Origin of the sequence: Kitasatospora sp. NPDC002551, assembly GCF_040296005.1 — a bacterium.
Taxonomy (GTDB): Bacteria; Actinomycetota; Actinomycetes; order Streptomycetales; family Streptomycetaceae; genus Kitasatospora.
Genome location: NZ_JBEOWI010000100.1, coordinates 1 through 15,581 on the forward strand (window position 1 = coordinate 1; position 15,581 = coordinate 15,581).

Genomic DNA, 15,581 nt, shown 5'->3' on the forward strand with positions numbered 1-15,581 from the left:
CGCCAACGTCGGCTCCATCCTCGGCATCGGCTTCCCGGCCTGGACCGGCGGCGTGCTGCAGTACGTCAACGGCTACCCGGGCGGCCCGGCCGGCTCTCGCTGTACTCCATCGCGGTGAGCGCGGCCGGCGCGCTGGTGGTCGGGGCGCTGATGCTGCTCCCGGTCGGGGTGGGCCGGCCCTTGCTGCCGGGCGCGGCGCAGGCGCTGCGCCGGCTGTCCGACCGCTACCGCTCCTGGACGGAGCTCTGGACGGCGACCACGATCAGCCCGCCCGAACCCCTGCCGCCCGCGGACGGCCCGCGGAGCCGGCGGGCCGTGCGCATCCTCGGCGACGACGGCTTCTGGCGGGACCTCAGGTGGTCGTGGCTGGAGCCGTGGACCGGCGGGCTGCTGGTCGCGGTGCCGCTCACACTCGCCGTGTTCGGGCTGTTCGGTGCCGCCGTCCAGCCCTTCGTCTGGCCGTGGCTCGGCCCGAGCAACTGGTACGCCTTCGTGCTCGTCGACTCCACCGGCTCGATGCTCGCCGCCGCCGTGCTCGGCCTGCTGTTCGTCGCGGCGGGCCTGCGGCTGGCGCCCACCGCGCTGGAGCTGCACGCCCGCTGGAGCCGCCGGGCCCTCGCCGCGCCGTACACCACCGAGCTGGAGCGGCGGATCGAGCACCTGACCGACACCCGCGCCGAGGCGCTGGACGCCCGCGCGGACGAACTGCGGCGCATCGAACGGGACCTGCACGACGGCGCGCAGGCCCGGTTGGTCGCCGTCGGCATGGCCCTGGACGAGGCGACCCGACTGCTGGACACCGACCCCGGCGGCGCCCGGGCCCTGCTGCGGGAGGTGCGGGCCGGCTCGGCGCGGGCGCTCCAGGACCTCCGCGACCTCGTCCACGGCATCCACCCGCCGATCCTCACCGACCGGGGCCTCGGCGACGCCGTCCGCTCCCTCGCCCTGGACAGCTTCCTCGACGTGCACGTCACGGCCGGCCTGCCGGGGCGCCTGCCGGCGCCGGTCGAGACCGCCGCCTACTTCGCCGTCGCCGAGCTGCTCGCCAACGCGGCCAAGCACTCGGGCGGCCGCGAGGTGACGGTCCGGCTGGACCACGCGGACGGCGCCCTGCGCGCCGTGGTCACCGACGACGGCCACGGCGGCGCCCGCCCGGACGGGGGCACCGGCCTGCGCGGCGTGGTGCGCAGGCTGAGTACCGTCGACGGAACCCTCGCCCTGCACAGCCCGCCGGGCGGCCCGACCACCGTGACCCTGGAGATACCGTGCGAGATCCTGTGCGAGAGCCCCGGCGGGACGCCCTGCGCGTCGTCCTCGCCGAGGACCTCTTCCTCCTGCGGGACGGACTGATCCGCACGCTCCAGGAGCACGGCTGCGAGGTGGTCGAGGCCGTCGACAACGGGCCGGCCCTGCTGCGCGCGCTGCGCGAGCGGCGGCCGGACGTCGCCGTGGTCGACATCCGGCTGCCGCCGGGCTTCACCGACGAGGGCCTGCGCGCCGCCCTGGAGGCGCGCCGCGCGCGGCCCGGTCTGCCGGTGCTGATCCTCTCCCAGTACGTCGACCAGCTCTACGCGCAGGAGCTGCTGGCCAGTGGCCAGGGGGCGATCGGCTACCTGCTCAAGGACCGGGTCACCCACACCGCCCAGTTCGTGGACGCGGTGCGCACCGTCGCGGGCGGCGGCACGGTGATGGACCCGCAGGTCATCGCCAAGCTGCTGGCCCGCAGCGACGCCCGGGGCACCACCGCCGAGCTGACCCCGCGCGAGCACGAGGTGCTGCGGCTGATGGCCGAGGGCCGCTCCAACGCCGCGATCATGCACACCCTGCACATCGGCGAGAGCGCCGTCGCCAAGCACACCGCGAGCATCTTCGCCAAGCTCCGGATCGAGGCCTCCGCCGACGACAACCGCCGCGTCCTCGCCGTCCTCGCCTATCTGAAGCGCTGATGGCTCATCAAAGTCCGCTTGCGGCTTGACTTTCACACCGGTGTGAAGGTCCAGGATGGCGCCATGACCGACGAACGGAACGGGTCCCCGCACGGATCCCAGCGCGGACCTCACCATGGACCTGAGCACGGACCTGAGCACGGATCTGCGAAGGACGTCCCGGTGGCCGTCCTCGGCCTCGGGCTGATGGGGCGGGCCCTGGCCGGGGCGTTCCTGCACGCGGGCCACCCCACCACGGTGTGGAACCGCACCCCCGGCAAGGCCGCCGAACTCGCCGAGGAGAGCGCCGCCCTCGGCGTGAGCACCGAACTCCCCGCCCTGGTCAGGGCGCTGGCGGGGCGTGCGCTGGCGGCCGGGCAGGGCGGCGCGAGCTACGCCGCGCTGGTCGAACAGTTCCGCCGGCCCGGGGTGCCGGGGCCGTCCGCCGGGCCGGCCGAAGGAGAATGACCGTCATGACGACGACCTTCGACCCCCGCGCCCTGCTCGCCGAGAGCCGCCTCGGGGTGCTCGCCACCATCAAGTCCGACGGCCGGCCCCAGCTCTCGCCGGTGATGCCGTTCTACGACCGGTCCGCCGAGAGGCTCTACGTGTCGATGACGGCGGGCCGCGCCAAGACCGCCAACCTGCGCCGCGACCCGCGCGCCGCCCTGGAGGTCACCCGCGCCGACGGGCGGGCCTGGGCCACCGCCGAGGGCACCGTCACCCTGATCGGCCCGTCGGCCGACCCCGCGGGCCCGGAGATCGAGGCCCTGGTCGACTACTACCGGCGCGCCGCCGGGGAACACCCGGACTGGGACGAGTACCGGGCGGCCATGGTCGCCGACCGGCGCGTCCTGATGGTCCTCGCCGTCGACCACGTCTACGGCGACCGGCTGGGCTGATCCCGGGCCCTCACAGGACCCGGCCCCTGCGGTGTCCGCCGGTCAGCCGCAGGGGTCGGCGTAGGGCAGGTCGGAGAACGTGTTCTCCCACTCCGCCCGGGCGTAGCGGACCGTCCGGACACCGCAGAGCTCCCGGTGCAGCCGGTCGAAGTCGGCCGGGACCAGGACGCTCTCGGCGCCCAGCAGCGCCAGCGGGCTGCGCGACAGCCCGAGCAGCAGCGCGCCGTCGCCGGGCCGGAACCCCTGGACGGTGAGGCCCGAGCGGTCGAGGCGGGTCTGCGCGAGCAGCTCGGCACCGCCGGTCGGGGCGCCGGCGGCCGGCAGCCGCCAGAGCGCGAGCGGCGCCCCGGCCGGCTCCGTCGACCCCCAGGCGGCCAGCAGGCCCGAGGCCGGGCCGACCGCCAGCGAGGTCACCCTGCTCAGCCCGCCGGGCAGGGCGTACCGCTTGCCGGGGCTGCCCAGGTCGGCGAGGAACGGCTGCCCGAGGTCGGAGAGGGCGGCGACGGTCCCGGCGCGGACGTAGTGGGCCGTGTCGCCGAGCCGGGGACCGGTGGCCAGCCGGGTGGCCTCACCGTCCGGGCCCGGCACCCAGGCGGTGTTCGGCTGGTGGGGCGCCTCGTCCGCGATCACCTCGCGGCTGACGATCAGCCAGTCGTCGCCGCTGGTGCTCAGGCTCTGCGGCTGCCCCCGGACCAGTGCCAGCTGCCGCGCCTTGGCCGGTTCGGTGATGTCCAGGATCCTGAACTGGGTGAAGTGGCGGACGGCCAGCCGGTGGCCGTTGGCGCCGAAGAGCGTGAGCCGGGTGTCGGCGTTGGGGTACTGGTCGGCGACGGTGCCCAGCTGCACCGGGTGGTGGACCTGCTGGATGTCCCACAGGTGCACGGCCGGCGGGGTGCCGTTGTAGACGGCTATCACCGTGCTCCCCGGGCTCGCTCCGACGACCGGGCGGCCCGCGAGCGGTCCGGGGACCGGGATCTCGCCCGCCGGGCGCGCCGTGCCGTCGCTGAAGGACCAGAGCCGCAGCAACCCGGGCCCGGCCATGCCGATCAGCACGTCGCGGCCCTGCAGGAAGCGGACTTCCCCGGTGGCCCCGGGGACGGTGCCGACGGGGGCCGGCGGGCCCTGCGGGCCGAGGCGCCAGATGGTCCCGGAGCGGCCCACCCCGTAGCGGCCGTCGGCCGAGAGCACCGGTTCCCCCTGGTCCAGCGAGCCGGTGAGGAGCTCGGGAAGGCTCTGCACCGGGGGGTTCCAGAGCGTGACGGTGCCGCTCTCGTCCCCGGCGGCGACCGTGCGCCCGTCCGGCGCGTAGGCGGCGGCCCGCAGCCCGGCGCCGCCGGGGACCTCCCGCCGGGCGGCGAGCGGCTCGTCGATCCGGGTGAGCGCCAGCCGCCCCTTCTGGTCGACGGTGGCCAGCAGCGGCTCCTGCGCGGGGAAGGAGAGCGAGGCCGAGGCCTCCTGACCGGCGGCCGGATCGGGCAGCGCGGCCGGCCTGGCCGGGTCCGAGGTGTCCCACAGGTGCAGTCCGCCGCCCGCCGCGGCGCCGACCAGCCTCCGGCCGTCCGGGCTGAAGGCCACCGACACCGACGCGCCGGTGCCGAGCTCGGTGACGGTGTGCGGCAGGCCCCGGTCCGAGACGTCCAGGATCCGCACCCGGCCGCCGGCCACCGCCAGGGCGAGCGTGCGGCCGTCGGGGTGGAAGGAGACGGAGTAGACCCGGGCGGGCTCGGAGCCAGGCTCGGGGCCGCCGGGGGCGAGGGCGGGGGAGACGGCGCCGGGGCGGGACAGGTCGCGCAGGTCCCAGAGCCACAGCTTCCCGCCGCTGGTGGACGCCGCGAGGACGGTCCCGTCGGCACTCGGCGACAGGGAGGTGACCGGGCCCGCGTCGGCGGCGGTCCGGGAGACCAGGCGTGGGCGGGAGGGGTCCTCCAGGTCCCAGACCGACAGGTCGGTGGGGGTGTGCACGAGCAGGTGGTTGCCGTCCGGGTGCCAGGCGAGCGCCGCGTTGCCCCGGGCCTCCAGGACCTCCCCGGCGGACGGGTGGTAGCGGTCGGCGGTGTTCCAGATCCGCACGCTGCCGTCGGCGGCGGCGCTGGCGAGGGTGCGGCCGCTGCGGTTGAAGGCGAGGCCGGTGACGAAGGCGGAGTGACCGGTGAGGTGGGCCTGCACCGGCTGGAGGGCGGAGGCCAGCAGCGCGCCGCGGGCCTCGGCGGTCGGGGCGGCGCGGTAGGCGGCCAGGCTCAGGTCCAGGGCCTCGCCCGGGTTCTCCGAGCGCAGCGCCTCGGCCTGGTCGGCGAGCCGCTGCGAGGCGACGACGGCGGCCCGTCGGCGGTCCCGCTCGCCGCGCGCCCGCGCGGCGCTCACCACGGCCACCGTCCCGGCCGCCGTGACGGCCAGCGCGAGCGTGACGGCCAGGGCGCGCCGGCGCCGGTGCCGTCGGCGTCTTCGGCGCTCGGCGGCCCGGCCGGCGTCCAGGAACTCGCGTTCCACCGGGGCCAGCGGGAGGCCCGGCCCCTCGGCGGGCTGCTCCAGGAGGTCCAGCAGGCGTTCCAGCCGCTTGCCGGTGAGCAGGCTCTCCGCGCGGCGCCCGTCCGCCACCCAGGCGGCGGCGCTCTCGGCGATCTCCTGGTGGCGCAGCAGGTCGGCCCGGGACTCGCGGATCCAGCGGCCCAGCAGCGGCCAGCCGCGCAGCAGCGCCTCGTGGGAGATCTGCGCGCCGTGCTCGGAGCGGGTGATCAGCCGGGACCGGTCCAGCGCCTCGATCACGTCCTGCAGGGCCCGCCGTTCCTCCGGCGGCCGTCCCTCCAGCAGCGCGGGCAGGGCCGCGCCGCGGCGCCGTGCCCCGCCGTCGGCGTCCAGGTGGACCAGGCGCAGCAGCACGTCGCGCAGCGCGGCCCGCCCGGGGGCGTCGAGGCGCTCGTACAGCTGGTCGCCGGTGTTGGCCACCGCGTGCCAGATGCCCCGGGTGTCCTGGTAGCCGGCCAGGGTGAGGACCGCGCCGGCGCGGCGCTGCCAGGTCTCGTGCAGCGCGTGGGCGAGGAAGGGCAGGCCCTCGACCGGCTCGTGGCTGCCGCCGCCCTGGCGCAGGTCGTGCAGCAGCCGGTCGACCAGGCCGTTCTCCAGGGTCAGCCCGGCCTCCAGGGCGGGCTGTTCGACCGCCTCGCGCAGCGCGGTGCCCTTCAGCGGCTCGACCGCCAGCTGGTTGCGTTCCAGGGCGGCCGCGAGGTCGGGGTGGGCGAGCGCGTGGCCGTAGGCGTCGGCCCGCAGGGCGAGGACGGTCTCGGGGCGGCCGGGGACGTCGGGGCGGCAGAGCAGGTCGATGAAGCGGTCCCGCTGCCGCTCGTCCTCGCAGCGGGTGAACACCTCCTCGAACTGGTCGACCACCAGCAGCCCGCAGGGGGCGTGCCCGGGCAGCGGGGCGGGGAAGCGGCCCTGGGCGAACGCCTCCTGGACGTCCTCCGCGGTGCGGCCGGTGAGCCGGGCCCACTGCCGGGTGAGGGCGGCCATCGGCGCGGGGCCGGGGGAGGGGACCTCCAGGGCCGGCCAGGGCACGTCCGCCGCGCCGCGGCCGTGGCGGTCGGCCAGCCCGGCCAGCAGGCCGGCGCGCAGCAGTGAGGACTTGCCGGCCCCGGAGGCGCCGACCAGGACGGTCGGCCCGGGCGTCCGCCGGTCGCAGACGGCGTCGAGCAGGTGCTCGACGAGGTCGGCGCGGCCGGCGAACCAGCGGCTCTCCTTCGGCCGGAAGGGCCGCATGCCCGGGTAGGGGCAGGGCACGTTGCCCGGCGGTTCGCGCCGGTCGCCGGGGGCCGGCCGGTAGGCGCGGTTGGGGGCGATGGCGAGGGTGCCCATGTCCCCCTCGCTGTGCGCGCGGGGGCGGACCGGCTCGTGTTCGGCCTGCCGGGCGAGCACCGCGTGCAGGCCGTCCATGGTCAGTTCCGGCAGGCCCTCCGGGTCGCCCTCGGTGAGGACCTTGAGCAGCCGTCCGCTGAACCGGGTGTGCTTGGCGCCGGGCGGCGCGAACGACTGCGTGAAGTTGTGCGCGGAGGTGAGCAGGAAGCTGCCGACCGGCCAGAGCCGGGCGAAGGGGTCGCGGTCGGGTCCGCCGAAGGGGGCCGCGGCCCGCCCGGAGTAGCAGCAGTCCAGGACCACGATGCTGCCGCCGCGGGCCCGGCCGAGCAGGTCGCGCACGGTGCGGTAGGCGACGGCGTGGGCGATCTCGTGCTCCGTCCGCACGTGCCAGGTGGCGAGGTAGAGCTCGTCGTTGGGGCCGAGCAGGCCGTGGCCGACGTAGTAGAGGGCGACCGCGCCGGAGGCCTCGGCGACCACCCGTTCGACGGTGGCGAGCACCTCGGTCTGGTCGGCCTCGGCCGGCACCGAGTGGATCCGCTCGGCGGGCAGGCCGCAGACATCCTGGAGCGCGGTCTTCAGGTCGGCGAGCGTGGCGTCGACCGCCAGGAGCGGTTCCAGGGTGGATCCGGGCCGGTGGCGGCCGGTGCCGACGAGGATCGCGTGCGCGCCGGGCAGCGCGCCCAGCCCGGGCTGGGCGCCGCCGCTCACGGCTCCTCCGCCCGGTCGCGGGGCGGCAGCCGACCGGGCTCGGCGGTGTCCTCGGGGGCCGGTCCGGACGACGGTCCGTCGGCGCCGGCCGGCCCGGCCGAGGCCTCGGCGGTGCGGGCGCCGGGCGGCTCGATCGCCTCGGTGACGGCGCGGACCAGGGCGGCCAGTTCCTCGGCGTCGAGCCGGTGGACCTGGTCGGTGGAGACGGTCACCTCGGTGCCGTCGGCCCGGTGGAAGGTGACGGTCCGCCGCTCGCGGCGGCCGCGGATCCAGGCGACGACGCCGCCGACGAGCACGGTGGCCGCCCCGCCCGGCTCCAGCACCGCGATCAGCAGGTCGCTCACCGGGCCCATCGCGCCGGCGGCGGGAGGAGCGCTGCGGCCCGGCCGGATCCGGCCGCGCAGGGCGGGCTCGCCGGCCAGCCAGGCGGCGAGTTCGTGGACGGCGGCGTCCCCGGCCGCCGTGCCGTCCGCGTGCGTGCCGTCCCCGGGGGCGCCGCTTCCGATGGTGATGATGACCTGTGCCATTGTCCCCGTGACCCCCGTCGGCTCGTCCGGACCGGTCCGCCCCGCTTCCGGCCCAGCAGGGCGCGGACCATCTTGACGGTCGCCGCCCGGGGCCGGAAGGGAGCACGGCGGCACACGGCGGGGCGCACGGCGGCACACCCGCACCTCCGAGGGCACCACCGTGCGACCGGGCGCCCGCCGTCCGCCGCCGATCGGGGCCCGGCGGTCGGGTGCGGGCGGTCAGGTGCGGGCGTCGGCCGGGGAGACCGGGCGGTGCATGGTGGTGACGGCGCCGAAGCCCAGCAGGCCGCGCAGGTACGGGGTCCGTTCGGTGCGGGTGGCCGTGAAGCCGTGCCGCTCGTAGAGCGCGCGGGCGCGCGGGTTGACGTCGATGACGTCGAGCCGCACCCGGTGGCAGCCGTGCTCGGCGGCGACGGCCGCGACCTCGGTGAGCAGCCGGCCGCCCGTGCCCAGGCCGCGCCGGCCGGCGTCCACGGCGATGCCGTCCATGACCAGCTCGCCCGGTTCGGGGGTGCGCTCGAAGAGGGCGAGGACGGCCAGCCGGGGCAGGCCGCGGAACAGGCCGTAGGCGGCGAGCACGTCACCGGGGCTGCCGCCGGTCAGACCGCGCCCGCCGAGCCGGTAGCCCGCCACGCCGACGACCTCCCCGCCGTGCACGGCGACGACGCCGCGGTCGTGGTGGAGGTGCGCGGCGATGAACGCCCGCCCGGCCTCGGGCGGGTCGAGCGCCGCGCCGAGCTTGCGGCCGAAGGCCTCCCAGTACAGCGCGGCGACCCGCGCCTCGGCGCCGGCCGGCACCGCGCGCAGCAGCGTCGGACCGCCGTTCCCGTCCTCGGTCCCCATGGTGGCGCGCCCCTCTCGTTGCCGGCCTCGACTTGCGCGATCGAGCATATAACGTTCATCCTCGAAACGAGCGTTTTCGAAGCGATAGTTTTCGGAGGGGATTCCATGACGCGGGACCGAGCCGGGACGACCACCACCACGGCCGCCACCACGACCACCACCGCGACCGCCGCCCCGGACGGGGGCCGGGCCGGTCCGGCGCGCCTCGCGGACGTCGACGCGCTGCGCGGATTCGCGCTGTTCGGCATCCTGACCGTCAACATCACCTACCTCGCCTCCGCCTACCACGGCACCGGCGTCGACGAGCCCGGCTTCGGCTCACCGCTCGACACCGCCGTGCGGGCCGTGGTGGCGCTGCTGTTCGAGGCGAAGTTCTTCCTGCTGTTCTCGTTCCTCTTCGGCTACAGCTTCACCCTGCAGCTCGACTCCGCCGCCCGGCACGGCGCCCGCTTCACCCCGCGCTTCCTGCGGCGCCTGGCCGGCCTGTTCGTGCTCGGCGGGCTGCACGCCGTGCTGCTCTTCCCCGGCGACATCCTCACCACCTACGCGGTGCTCGGGCTGGTCCTGCTCGTCCTGCACCGGATCCGGCCGCGCACCGCGGTGCGCACCGCCGTGGTGCTGTTCGCCGTCACCTCCGCCGCCTACCTGCTGCTCGCCCTGGCCCTGCGCGGCGCCGACGGCGGGGACCCGGCCGTTGCCGCGGCCGACGCGCAGCGGGCCACCGAGGCCCTGCGCGGCGGGTTCGGATCGGTGGTCGGCGCCCACCTCGACCAGCTGCCGGACGTGCTGTTCCTGCTGGCGTTCTTCCAGGCCCCGGCGGCCCTCGCGGCCTTCCTGCTCGGCCTGGCGGCCGGCCGGCACCGGGCGCTGGCCGACCTCGCCCGGCACGAGCGCACGCTGCGCCGCCTCCAGCTGCTGGGCTTCCCGCTCGGGCTGCTCGGCGCGGGCGTCTACACCTGGTCGGCGCTCGCCCACCCGGGCGCCTCGGCCCAGGTGTTCGCGCTCGGGGTGGACGTGGTGACCGCGCCGGTGCTGGCCGCGGCGTACGCGGCCACCGTGCTGCGCCTCGCCCGCGGGCGGTACGGGCGGCGGCTGGTGGCGGTGCTGGCGCCGCCCGGGCGGATGACGCTGACCGACTACCTGACGCAGTCGCTGGTCTGCGTGCTGGTCTTCACCGGGGTGGGGGCCGGGCTGGTCGGGCGGGTTTCGCCGGCCGGGGTGGCGGCGATCGGCGTCGCGCTGTTCGCGGCGCAGGCGGTGGGCTGCCGCTGGTGGCTGGCCCGGCACCCGTACGGGCCGGTGGAGTGGCTGCTGCGGGCATTCACCACGCTGTCGCGGCCGCGTTGGCGCGGCGCGGCGGTGCCCGGCCCGGCGGCCGGCGGCGCGGGGTCCGGGGACGCGGCGGTGCCCGACCCCCGGCGGCCGCTCAGCTGAAGTCCAGCGATCCCGTCCGGGTGCGCTTGAGCTCGAAGAACGCCGGGTGCCCGGCCAGCAGCCGGACGCCGTCGAAGACCCGGACGGCCTCCTCCCCGCGCGGCACCGCGTTGAGCACCGGCCCGAAGAACGCGGTGCCGTCGACGTGGATGGTCGGGGTGCCGACGTCCTCGCCGACCGGGTCCATGCCCGCGTGGTGGCTGCGGCGCAGCGCCTCGTCCCAGTCGGTGGTGTGCGCGGCCTCGGCCAGCTCCTCCGGGAGGCCAGCCTCGGCCAGCGCCTCCCGGACGAGCTTGTCGTCGGCCTCGCGGTCCTCCAGGTGCAGCCGGGTGCCGAGCGCGGTGTAGAGGTCGCGCAGCACCTCGACGCCGTGCTGCTCGGCGGCGGCGGTGCAGACCCGGACCGGGCCCCAGCCGGTGGCGAGCAGTCGCCGGTAGCGCTCGGGCAGGCCCTCGCGGCCCTCGTTGAGCACGGACAGGCTCATCACCCGGAAGGTGAGGTCGAGTTCCCGGTGCTTCTCGACCTCCAGGATCCAGCGGGAGGTGATCCAGGCGAACGGGCAGACGGGATCGAAGTAGAAGTCCACGGTGTTGGTCACCCGGCCGAGCGTAGGGGCCTGTCGGACCGCCAGGAAGGGCCGGTCCCGCGCGGATTTCCTGGGCCACTTGCCGGGCTCGGCCGCCGGGCGCCGGCGGGCGCGCGTCGGCCGCACGCTGGGCGTACTCGCTGGGCGCACTCGCTGGGCGTACTTCGGGGGCGCCCGCGACGCGCCCGGGCTGCGAATCCACTCTCAGGGGTGATGTGGCGTCAGCATCCCTGCTCGGCGGCCTCCCCTGTCCGCAGGAAACCCTTCCTCCATTCGGGTGAATTCGGACCTTCCGATGTTTTCGATCATGGGCGACTATGCTGCGGCCCCGTCAGGCCCTCGCGAAGCCCTCGCGATGGGCGGTCCGGGACGAGGGCGGGAGCCGACAAGATGATGGGACCGGCGCATTCGCTGTCCGGCGCGGCAGCGTGGCTGGGCGTGGGGGCGATCGCGGAGGCCATGGGTGAACCGATGCCCTGGCCGGTGCTGCTGACGGGAGCGCTGATCTGCGCGGGCGCCGCGCTGGCGCCGGACCTCGACCACAAGGCGGCGACCATATCCCGGGCGTTCGGCCCGGTGTCGCGGATCCTCTGCGAGGTGATCGACAACCTCTCCTACGCCGTCTACAAGGCCACCCGCAGCAAGCACGACCCGCGCCGCTCCGGCGGCCACCGCACGCTGACCCACACCTGGCTCTGGGCGGTGCTCTGCGGCGCGGGCGCCTCGGCCGTCACCGTGTACGGCGGACGGTGGGGCGTGCTGCTGGTGCTCTTCGTGCACATGGTGCTGGCGATCGAGGGGCTGCTGTGGCGGCAGGCCCGGGTCTCCAGCGACGTCCTGGTCTGGCTGCTCGGCGCGGCCGGGACCTGGCTCATCACCGGTGTGCTGGACAAGCCCGGCAACGGCGCGCTCTGGCTGTTCGACCAGCCGGGGCAGGAGTACCTGTGGATCGGCCTGCCGATCACCCTCGGCGCGCTGGTGCACTGCCTGGGCGACGCGCTGACCGTCTCGGGCTGCCCGGTGCTGTGGCCGCTCCCGATCGGCCGCAAGCGCTGGTACCCGCTGGGTCCGCCGAAGGGGATGCGGTTCCGGGCCGGCAGCTGGGTGGAGCTGAAGGTGCTGATGCCGGTCTTCATGGGCGCCGGCGGCCTGTGCGCGGTCGGGGCGCTCGGCTACTTCGACTGAGCGGCCGTGCCGCCGTCCGGCGGACCGTCGACGGGCCCCGCACGGGAGGGATTCCTCCGGTGCGGGGCCCGTTCTCGCGCGCCCGTTCCGTGGGCCCGGGGGCGTGGTGTCAGTGCTGGTGCCCCGCCCCGCCGTGCCCGCTCGCCCCGGCGGCCGGTGCGGTGGTCGGGGTGGTGGTCGGCGCCGGGGTCTGCTCGGCGGCGGGCGCCGGGGCACCGCCCACGGGGAGGGTGAACGCCGCCGTGTGCACGGTGCCCTGGTGCTGGAAATCCAGGAAGAGCCGGTACTCGCCGCCGCTGGGCGCCGTGGTGGTGAAGGTGACCGCCGGGCCGCCGGCCGTGGCGGCGCCCTCGGGCAGGTGGCCGTCGGGGTGGACGTGCAGGTAGGCGAGGTCGCCGGCGCGCAGGGCGACCAGGTGACCGGCCGCGCCGAGGTACGGCTGGAGGTCGGTGACCGGCCGGCCGTCGCGCCCGACGCTCAGCGTCAGCTGCCCGGCCCGGCCCGGGGTGAGCTCGCCGTCCAGGGTCACCGTGTAGCCGTCGACGGTGACGGTCCGTCCGGTCGCCGGCAGCGGGGCCGGGCGCAGCTCGCCGGCGGCGTGCAGGTCGGCGCCCAGGGTCAGGCCCTCTTCGGCACCGGCCGGGGTGAAGTCGGCGAACACCCGGTACTCCCCGGCGGCCGGCAGGGCGACCGGCGCGCTCCAGGTGCCGTCGGCGGCGCGGACGGGGTGCAGGTGCTGGAAGGTGGCGAGGTCGCGCGGGGCGACGATCAGGTGCAGCTCCTTCTCGTGCGCCGGGCGGTAGTCGGTGACCGGGCGGCCGTCGGCGCCGAGGATGCGGAACCTCAGCTCGGTCGGGGCGCCGGCGGTGACGAAGGCGTTCTCCAGGGCGAGCGTGTAGCCGCGTTCGGAGATCCGCAGTCCGCCCGGCAGTTGCTCCTGACCGGCCGCGGCGCCCGTGGCGGCGGGGGCCGGCGTGTGCCCGGCGTGCGCGGCGTTCGCGGGGCGCGGGGCGGGCGAGCTGCCGCCGGTGAGGTGGCCGACGCCGTACGCGGCGCCGAAGGCGGTGGTCACCCCGGTGGCGAAGGCGGCGATCTTCAGGGCGGTGTTCATGGCGGACTCCTTGCGGCTCGGGCGGTGCGGTGGGTGGGGGAGCGGGGGTGCGCGGCGGGCGGAGCGGTGATCGGGGCGGCGGTCAGGGCGGCTCAGGCCCGCATCAGGCGGGCGATCGCCTGCGAGGCCTCGGCGACCTTGGCGTCCGCGTCGGTGCCGCCGCGGGCGATGGCGTCCTGGACGCAGTGGCCGAGGTGGTCGTCGAGCAGTTGCAGTGCGACCGACTGGAGTGCCTTCGTGACGGCCGAGATCTGGGTGAGCACCTCGATGCAGTAGCTGTCCGTGTCGATCATCCGCTGCAGTCCGCGGATCTGGCCCTCGACCCGGCGCAGTCTGCGCTGCACCTGGTCCTTTTCGTGGTGGTAGCCGGTCATGGCGGATCTCCCGGGATCGTCGAGCTGGTCCTCCGACGTCCTCGATTAGATACCCCTGGGGGGTATGCAGTCAAGGAGTGGTCGCGGCGGTCCGGGGGTTGCGGGCCATACCCCCCAGGGGTATAAAGGAGTCATCGCCCACCGATACCCCCGCTGGGTATCGACCAGATGCTACCGACTCCACGGAGGAACCCCATGTCCTGCTGCTCCAGCGACGGCACCTGCTCCACCGGCACCACCGTCACCGTCGACCCCGCGGCCGTCACCACCGTCTACGCCGTCGCCGGGATGACCTGCGGCCACTGCGAGCAGGCCGTCGGCAAGGCGGTCTCCGCCCTCCCCGGCGTCACCGCCGTGCGCGTCGACGTCCCGGCCGGCCTGGTCACCGTCTCCGCCGGGGCGGAGCTGGACGAGGCGGCCCTGCGCGCCGCCGTCGACGACGCCGGCTACGAGCTCACCGGCCGGGCCTGACCGCCCGGCGGGCCCGGGGCCCGGCGCCCCCGGCGCCGCAGGCACCCCGCCCGCCCGGAACCCCCCGGGGGTACCGGGCCCCGGGACCGACCCGCCCGAACCGCCCCACCGACGACCCACGAGGAGCCCAGATGACCACCCAGGCACCCGCCTCCACCGAGGTGGAACTCCAGATCGGCGGCATGACCTGCGCCTCGTGCGCCGCCCGGATCGAGAAGAAGCTCAACCGCATGGACGGGGTCACCGCCACCGTCAACTACGCCACCGAGAAGGCCAAGGTGAACGTCACCGGCGCCGTCGAGGTCGCCGAGCTGATCGCCACCGTCGAGGCCACCGGCTACACCGCCGCCGTGCCCCGCCCCGCCGCCCCCGGGCCCGCCGAGCCGGACGGCCACGACGAGCCCGCCGACGAACTCGCCCCGCTGCGCCAGAGGCTGATCACCGCGCTCGCCCTGGCCGTCCCCGTCATCGCGATGGCGATGGTCCCCGCCCTCCAGTTCGACAACTGGCAGTGGCTCTCGCTCACCCTCGCCGCCCCCGTCGTCACCTACGCCGCCTGGCCGTTCCACCGGGCCGCCTGGACCAACGCCCGGCACGGCGCGGCGACCATGGACACCCTGGTCTCGCTCGGCACCGGCGCCGCGTTCCTCTGGTCGCTGTGGGCGCTGTTCTTCGGCCACGCCGGGATGCCCGGCATGCGGCACGGCTTCGAGTTCACCATCGCCCGCTCCGACGGCTCCTCCAACATCTACCTGGAGGCCGCCGCCGGCGTCACCGCCTTCATCCTGGCCGGCCGCTACTTCGAGGCCCGCTCCAAGCGCACCGCCGGCGCCGCGCTGAAGGCGCTGCTGCAACTCGGCGCCAAGGACGTCACCGTGCTGCGCGGCGGCACCGAGGTCCGCGTCCCGGTCGCCGAGCTGACCGTCGGCGAGCTGTTCGTGGTGCGCCCCGGCGAGAAGATCGCCACCGACGGCGTGGTCGTCGAGGGCGCCTCCGCCGTCGACGCCTCGATGCTCACCGGCGAGTCCGTGCCCGTCGAGGTCGGCGTCGGCGACACCGTCACGGGCGCCACCGTCAACGCCGGCGGCCGCCTGGTCGTCCGCGCCGCCCGGGTCGGCGCCGACACCCAGCTCGCCCGGATGGCCAAGCTGGTCGAGGACGCCCAGAGCGGCAAGGCCGCCGCCCAGCGGCTCGCCGACCGGATCTCCGCCGTCTTCGTGCCGGTCGTCATCACCCTGGCCCTGGCCACCCTCGGCTACTGGCTCGGCACCGGCGAGGGCTGGACCGCCGCCTTCACCGCCGCCGTCGCCGTGCTGATCATCGCCTGCCCCTGCGCCCTGGGCCTGGCCACCCCCACCGCCCTGCTCGTCGGCACCGGCCGCGGCGCCCAGCTCGGCGTCCTGATCAAGGGTCCCGAGGTCCTGGAGAACACCCGCCGGGTGGACACCGTCGTCCTCGACAAGACCGGCACCGTCACCACCGGCCGGATGACCCTGCTCGCCGTGCGCACCGCCGAGGGCGTCACCGAGGAGGAGGCGCTGCGCCTGGCCGGCGCCGTCGAGCACGCCTCCGAGCACCCGATCGCCGCCGCCGTCGCGACCGCCGCCGCCGAGAGGCTCGGCACCCTGCCCGCCGTCGAGGGCTTCGAGAACGTCCCCGGCCTCGGCGT

The 15,581-nt window shown here is 76.2% G+C and carries 12 protein-coding genes and 2 pseudogenes; 8 read left to right on the forward strand and 6 right to left on the reverse strand.

Annotation, left to right across the window (positions count from 1 at the left end):
• The first annotated feature begins 114 nt into the window (after positions 1-114).
• The 4 genes and pseudogenes from ABT093_RS39180 to ABT093_RS39195 all read left to right on the forward strand — a co-directional run bounded on the left by ABT093_RS39180 (position 115) and on the right by ABT093_RS39195 (position 2,827).
• Positions 115-1,350, forward strand: a complete 1,236-nt coding sequence (locus tag ABT093_RS39180) for a sensor histidine kinase (protein ID WP_350572273.1) — start codon at positions 115-117, stop codon at positions 1,348-1,350.
• Positions 1,302-1,946 carry a response regulator transcription factor gene (locus ABT093_RS39185; RefSeq protein WP_350572285.1) on the forward strand — a complete coding sequence of 215 codons (645 nt, stop codon included), beginning with the start codon at positions 1,302-1,304 and terminating at the stop codon, positions 1,944-1,946. The genes ABT093_RS39180 and ABT093_RS39185 overlap by 49 nt, the downstream gene beginning before the upstream one ends.
• Before the next feature lie 186 nt (positions 1,947-2,132).
• Positions 2,133-2,297: pseudogene (locus ABT093_RS41085) on the forward strand (NAD(P)-binding domain-containing protein); the annotation flags it as partial.
• A 101-nt stretch (positions 2,298-2,398) separates the two neighbouring features.
• Positions 2,399-2,827, forward strand: a complete 429-nt coding sequence (locus ABT093_RS39195; RefSeq protein WP_350572275.1) for a PPOX class F420-dependent oxidoreductase — start codon at positions 2,399-2,401, stop codon at positions 2,825-2,827.
• A 42-nt stretch (positions 2,828-2,869) separates the two neighbouring features.
• Here the strand turns inward: ABT093_RS39195 and ABT093_RS39200 are convergent, their stop codons facing one another.
• The 3 genes from ABT093_RS39200 to ABT093_RS39210 form a co-directional block, all read right to left on the reverse strand.
• Entirely contained in the window at positions 2,870-7,381 is a 4,512-nt protein-coding gene (locus tag ABT093_RS39200) for a caspase, EACC1-associated type (RefSeq protein WP_350572276.1), read from the reverse strand.
• Positions 7,378-7,908 carry an effector-associated constant component EACC1 gene (locus tag ABT093_RS39205; RefSeq protein WP_350572277.1) on the reverse strand — a complete coding sequence of 177 codons (531 nt, stop codon included), beginning with the start codon at positions 7,906-7,908 and terminating at the stop codon, positions 7,378-7,380. The genes ABT093_RS39200 and ABT093_RS39205 overlap by 4 nt, the downstream gene beginning before the upstream one ends.
• A gap of 219 nt (positions 7,909-8,127) precedes the next feature.
• Positions 8,128-8,751, reverse strand: coding sequence for a GNAT family N-acetyltransferase (locus ABT093_RS39210; protein WP_350572278.1), 624 nt, complete (start codon positions 8,749-8,751; stop codon positions 8,128-8,130).
• A gap of 105 nt (positions 8,752-8,856) precedes the next feature.
• Here ABT093_RS39210 and ABT093_RS39215 point away from each other — a divergent pair, with 105 nt between their 5' ends.
• Positions 8,857-10,185 (forward strand): DUF418 domain-containing protein, encoded by a 1,329-nt coding sequence (locus tag ABT093_RS39215; protein ID WP_350572279.1) that lies wholly within the window; start codon positions 8,857-8,859, stop codon positions 10,183-10,185.
• Here the strand turns inward: ABT093_RS39215 and ABT093_RS39220 are convergent.
• On the reverse strand, positions 10,178-10,783 hold the full coding sequence (locus ABT093_RS39220; RefSeq protein ID WP_350572280.1) for a mycothiol-dependent nitroreductase Rv2466c family protein: 606 nt from the start codon (positions 10,781-10,783) through the stop codon (positions 10,178-10,180). The two genes, ABT093_RS39215 and ABT093_RS39220, sit on opposite strands and share 8 nt — an antisense overlap.
• A 378-nt stretch (positions 10,784-11,161) precedes the next feature.
• On the opposite strand from ABT093_RS39220, the gene ABT093_RS39225 reads away from it, so the two are divergent.
• Entirely contained in the window at positions 11,162-11,956 is a 795-nt protein-coding gene (locus ABT093_RS39225; protein WP_350572281.1) for a metal-dependent hydrolase, read from the forward strand.
• Between the two features lie 109 nt (positions 11,957-12,065).
• Here the strand turns inward: ABT093_RS39225 and ABT093_RS39230 are convergent, their stop codons facing one another.
• On the reverse strand, positions 12,066-13,067 hold the full coding sequence (locus ABT093_RS39230; RefSeq protein ID WP_350572282.1) for a DUF8832 domain-containing protein: 1,002 nt from the start codon (positions 13,065-13,067) through the stop codon (positions 12,066-12,068).
• Positions 13,068-13,159: 92 nt separating this feature from the next.
• Positions 13,160-13,435, reverse strand: a pseudogene (locus tag ABT093_RS39235) (metal-sensitive transcriptional regulator); the annotation flags it as partial.
• 201 nt (positions 13,436-13,636) lie between these two features.
• Here ABT093_RS39235 and ABT093_RS39240 point away from each other — a divergent pair.
• Entirely contained in the window at positions 13,637-13,912 is a 276-nt protein-coding gene (locus tag ABT093_RS39240) for a heavy-metal-associated domain-containing protein (protein WP_350572283.1), read from the forward strand.
• Positions 13,913-14,043: 131 nt separating this feature from the next.
• On the forward strand, positions 14,044-15,581 hold a 1,538-nt coding region (locus ABT093_RS39245), incomplete at its 3' end, for a heavy metal translocating P-type ATPase (protein WP_350572284.1).

Bases quoted from the DNA above. Each gene is read 5' to 3' on its own strand.
- ABT093_RS39230 (WP_350572282.1), bottom strand. From the start codon at position 13,067: ATGAACACCGCCCTGAAGATCGCCGCCTTCGCCACCGGGGTGACCACC.
- ABT093_RS39240 (WP_350572283.1), top strand. From the start codon at position 13,637: ATGTCCTGCTGCTCCAGCGACGGCACCTGCTCCACCGGCACCACCGTC.
- ABT093_RS39210 (WP_350572278.1), bottom strand. From the start codon at position 8,751: ATGGGGACCGAGGACGGGAACGGCGGTCCGACGCTGCTGCGCGCGGTG.
- ABT093_RS39205 (WP_350572277.1), bottom strand. From the start codon at position 7,908: ATGGCACAGGTCATCATCACCATCGGAAGCGGCGCCCCCGGGGACGGC.
- ABT093_RS39195 (WP_350572275.1), top strand. From the start codon at position 2,399: ATGACGACGACCTTCGACCCCCGCGCCCTGCTCGCCGAGAGCCGCCTC.
- ABT093_RS39215 (WP_350572279.1), top strand. From the start codon at position 8,857: ATGACGCGGGACCGAGCCGGGACGACCACCACCACGGCCGCCACCACG.
- ABT093_RS39225 (WP_350572281.1), top strand. From the start codon at position 11,162: ATGATGGGACCGGCGCATTCGCTGTCCGGCGCGGCAGCGTGGCTGGGC.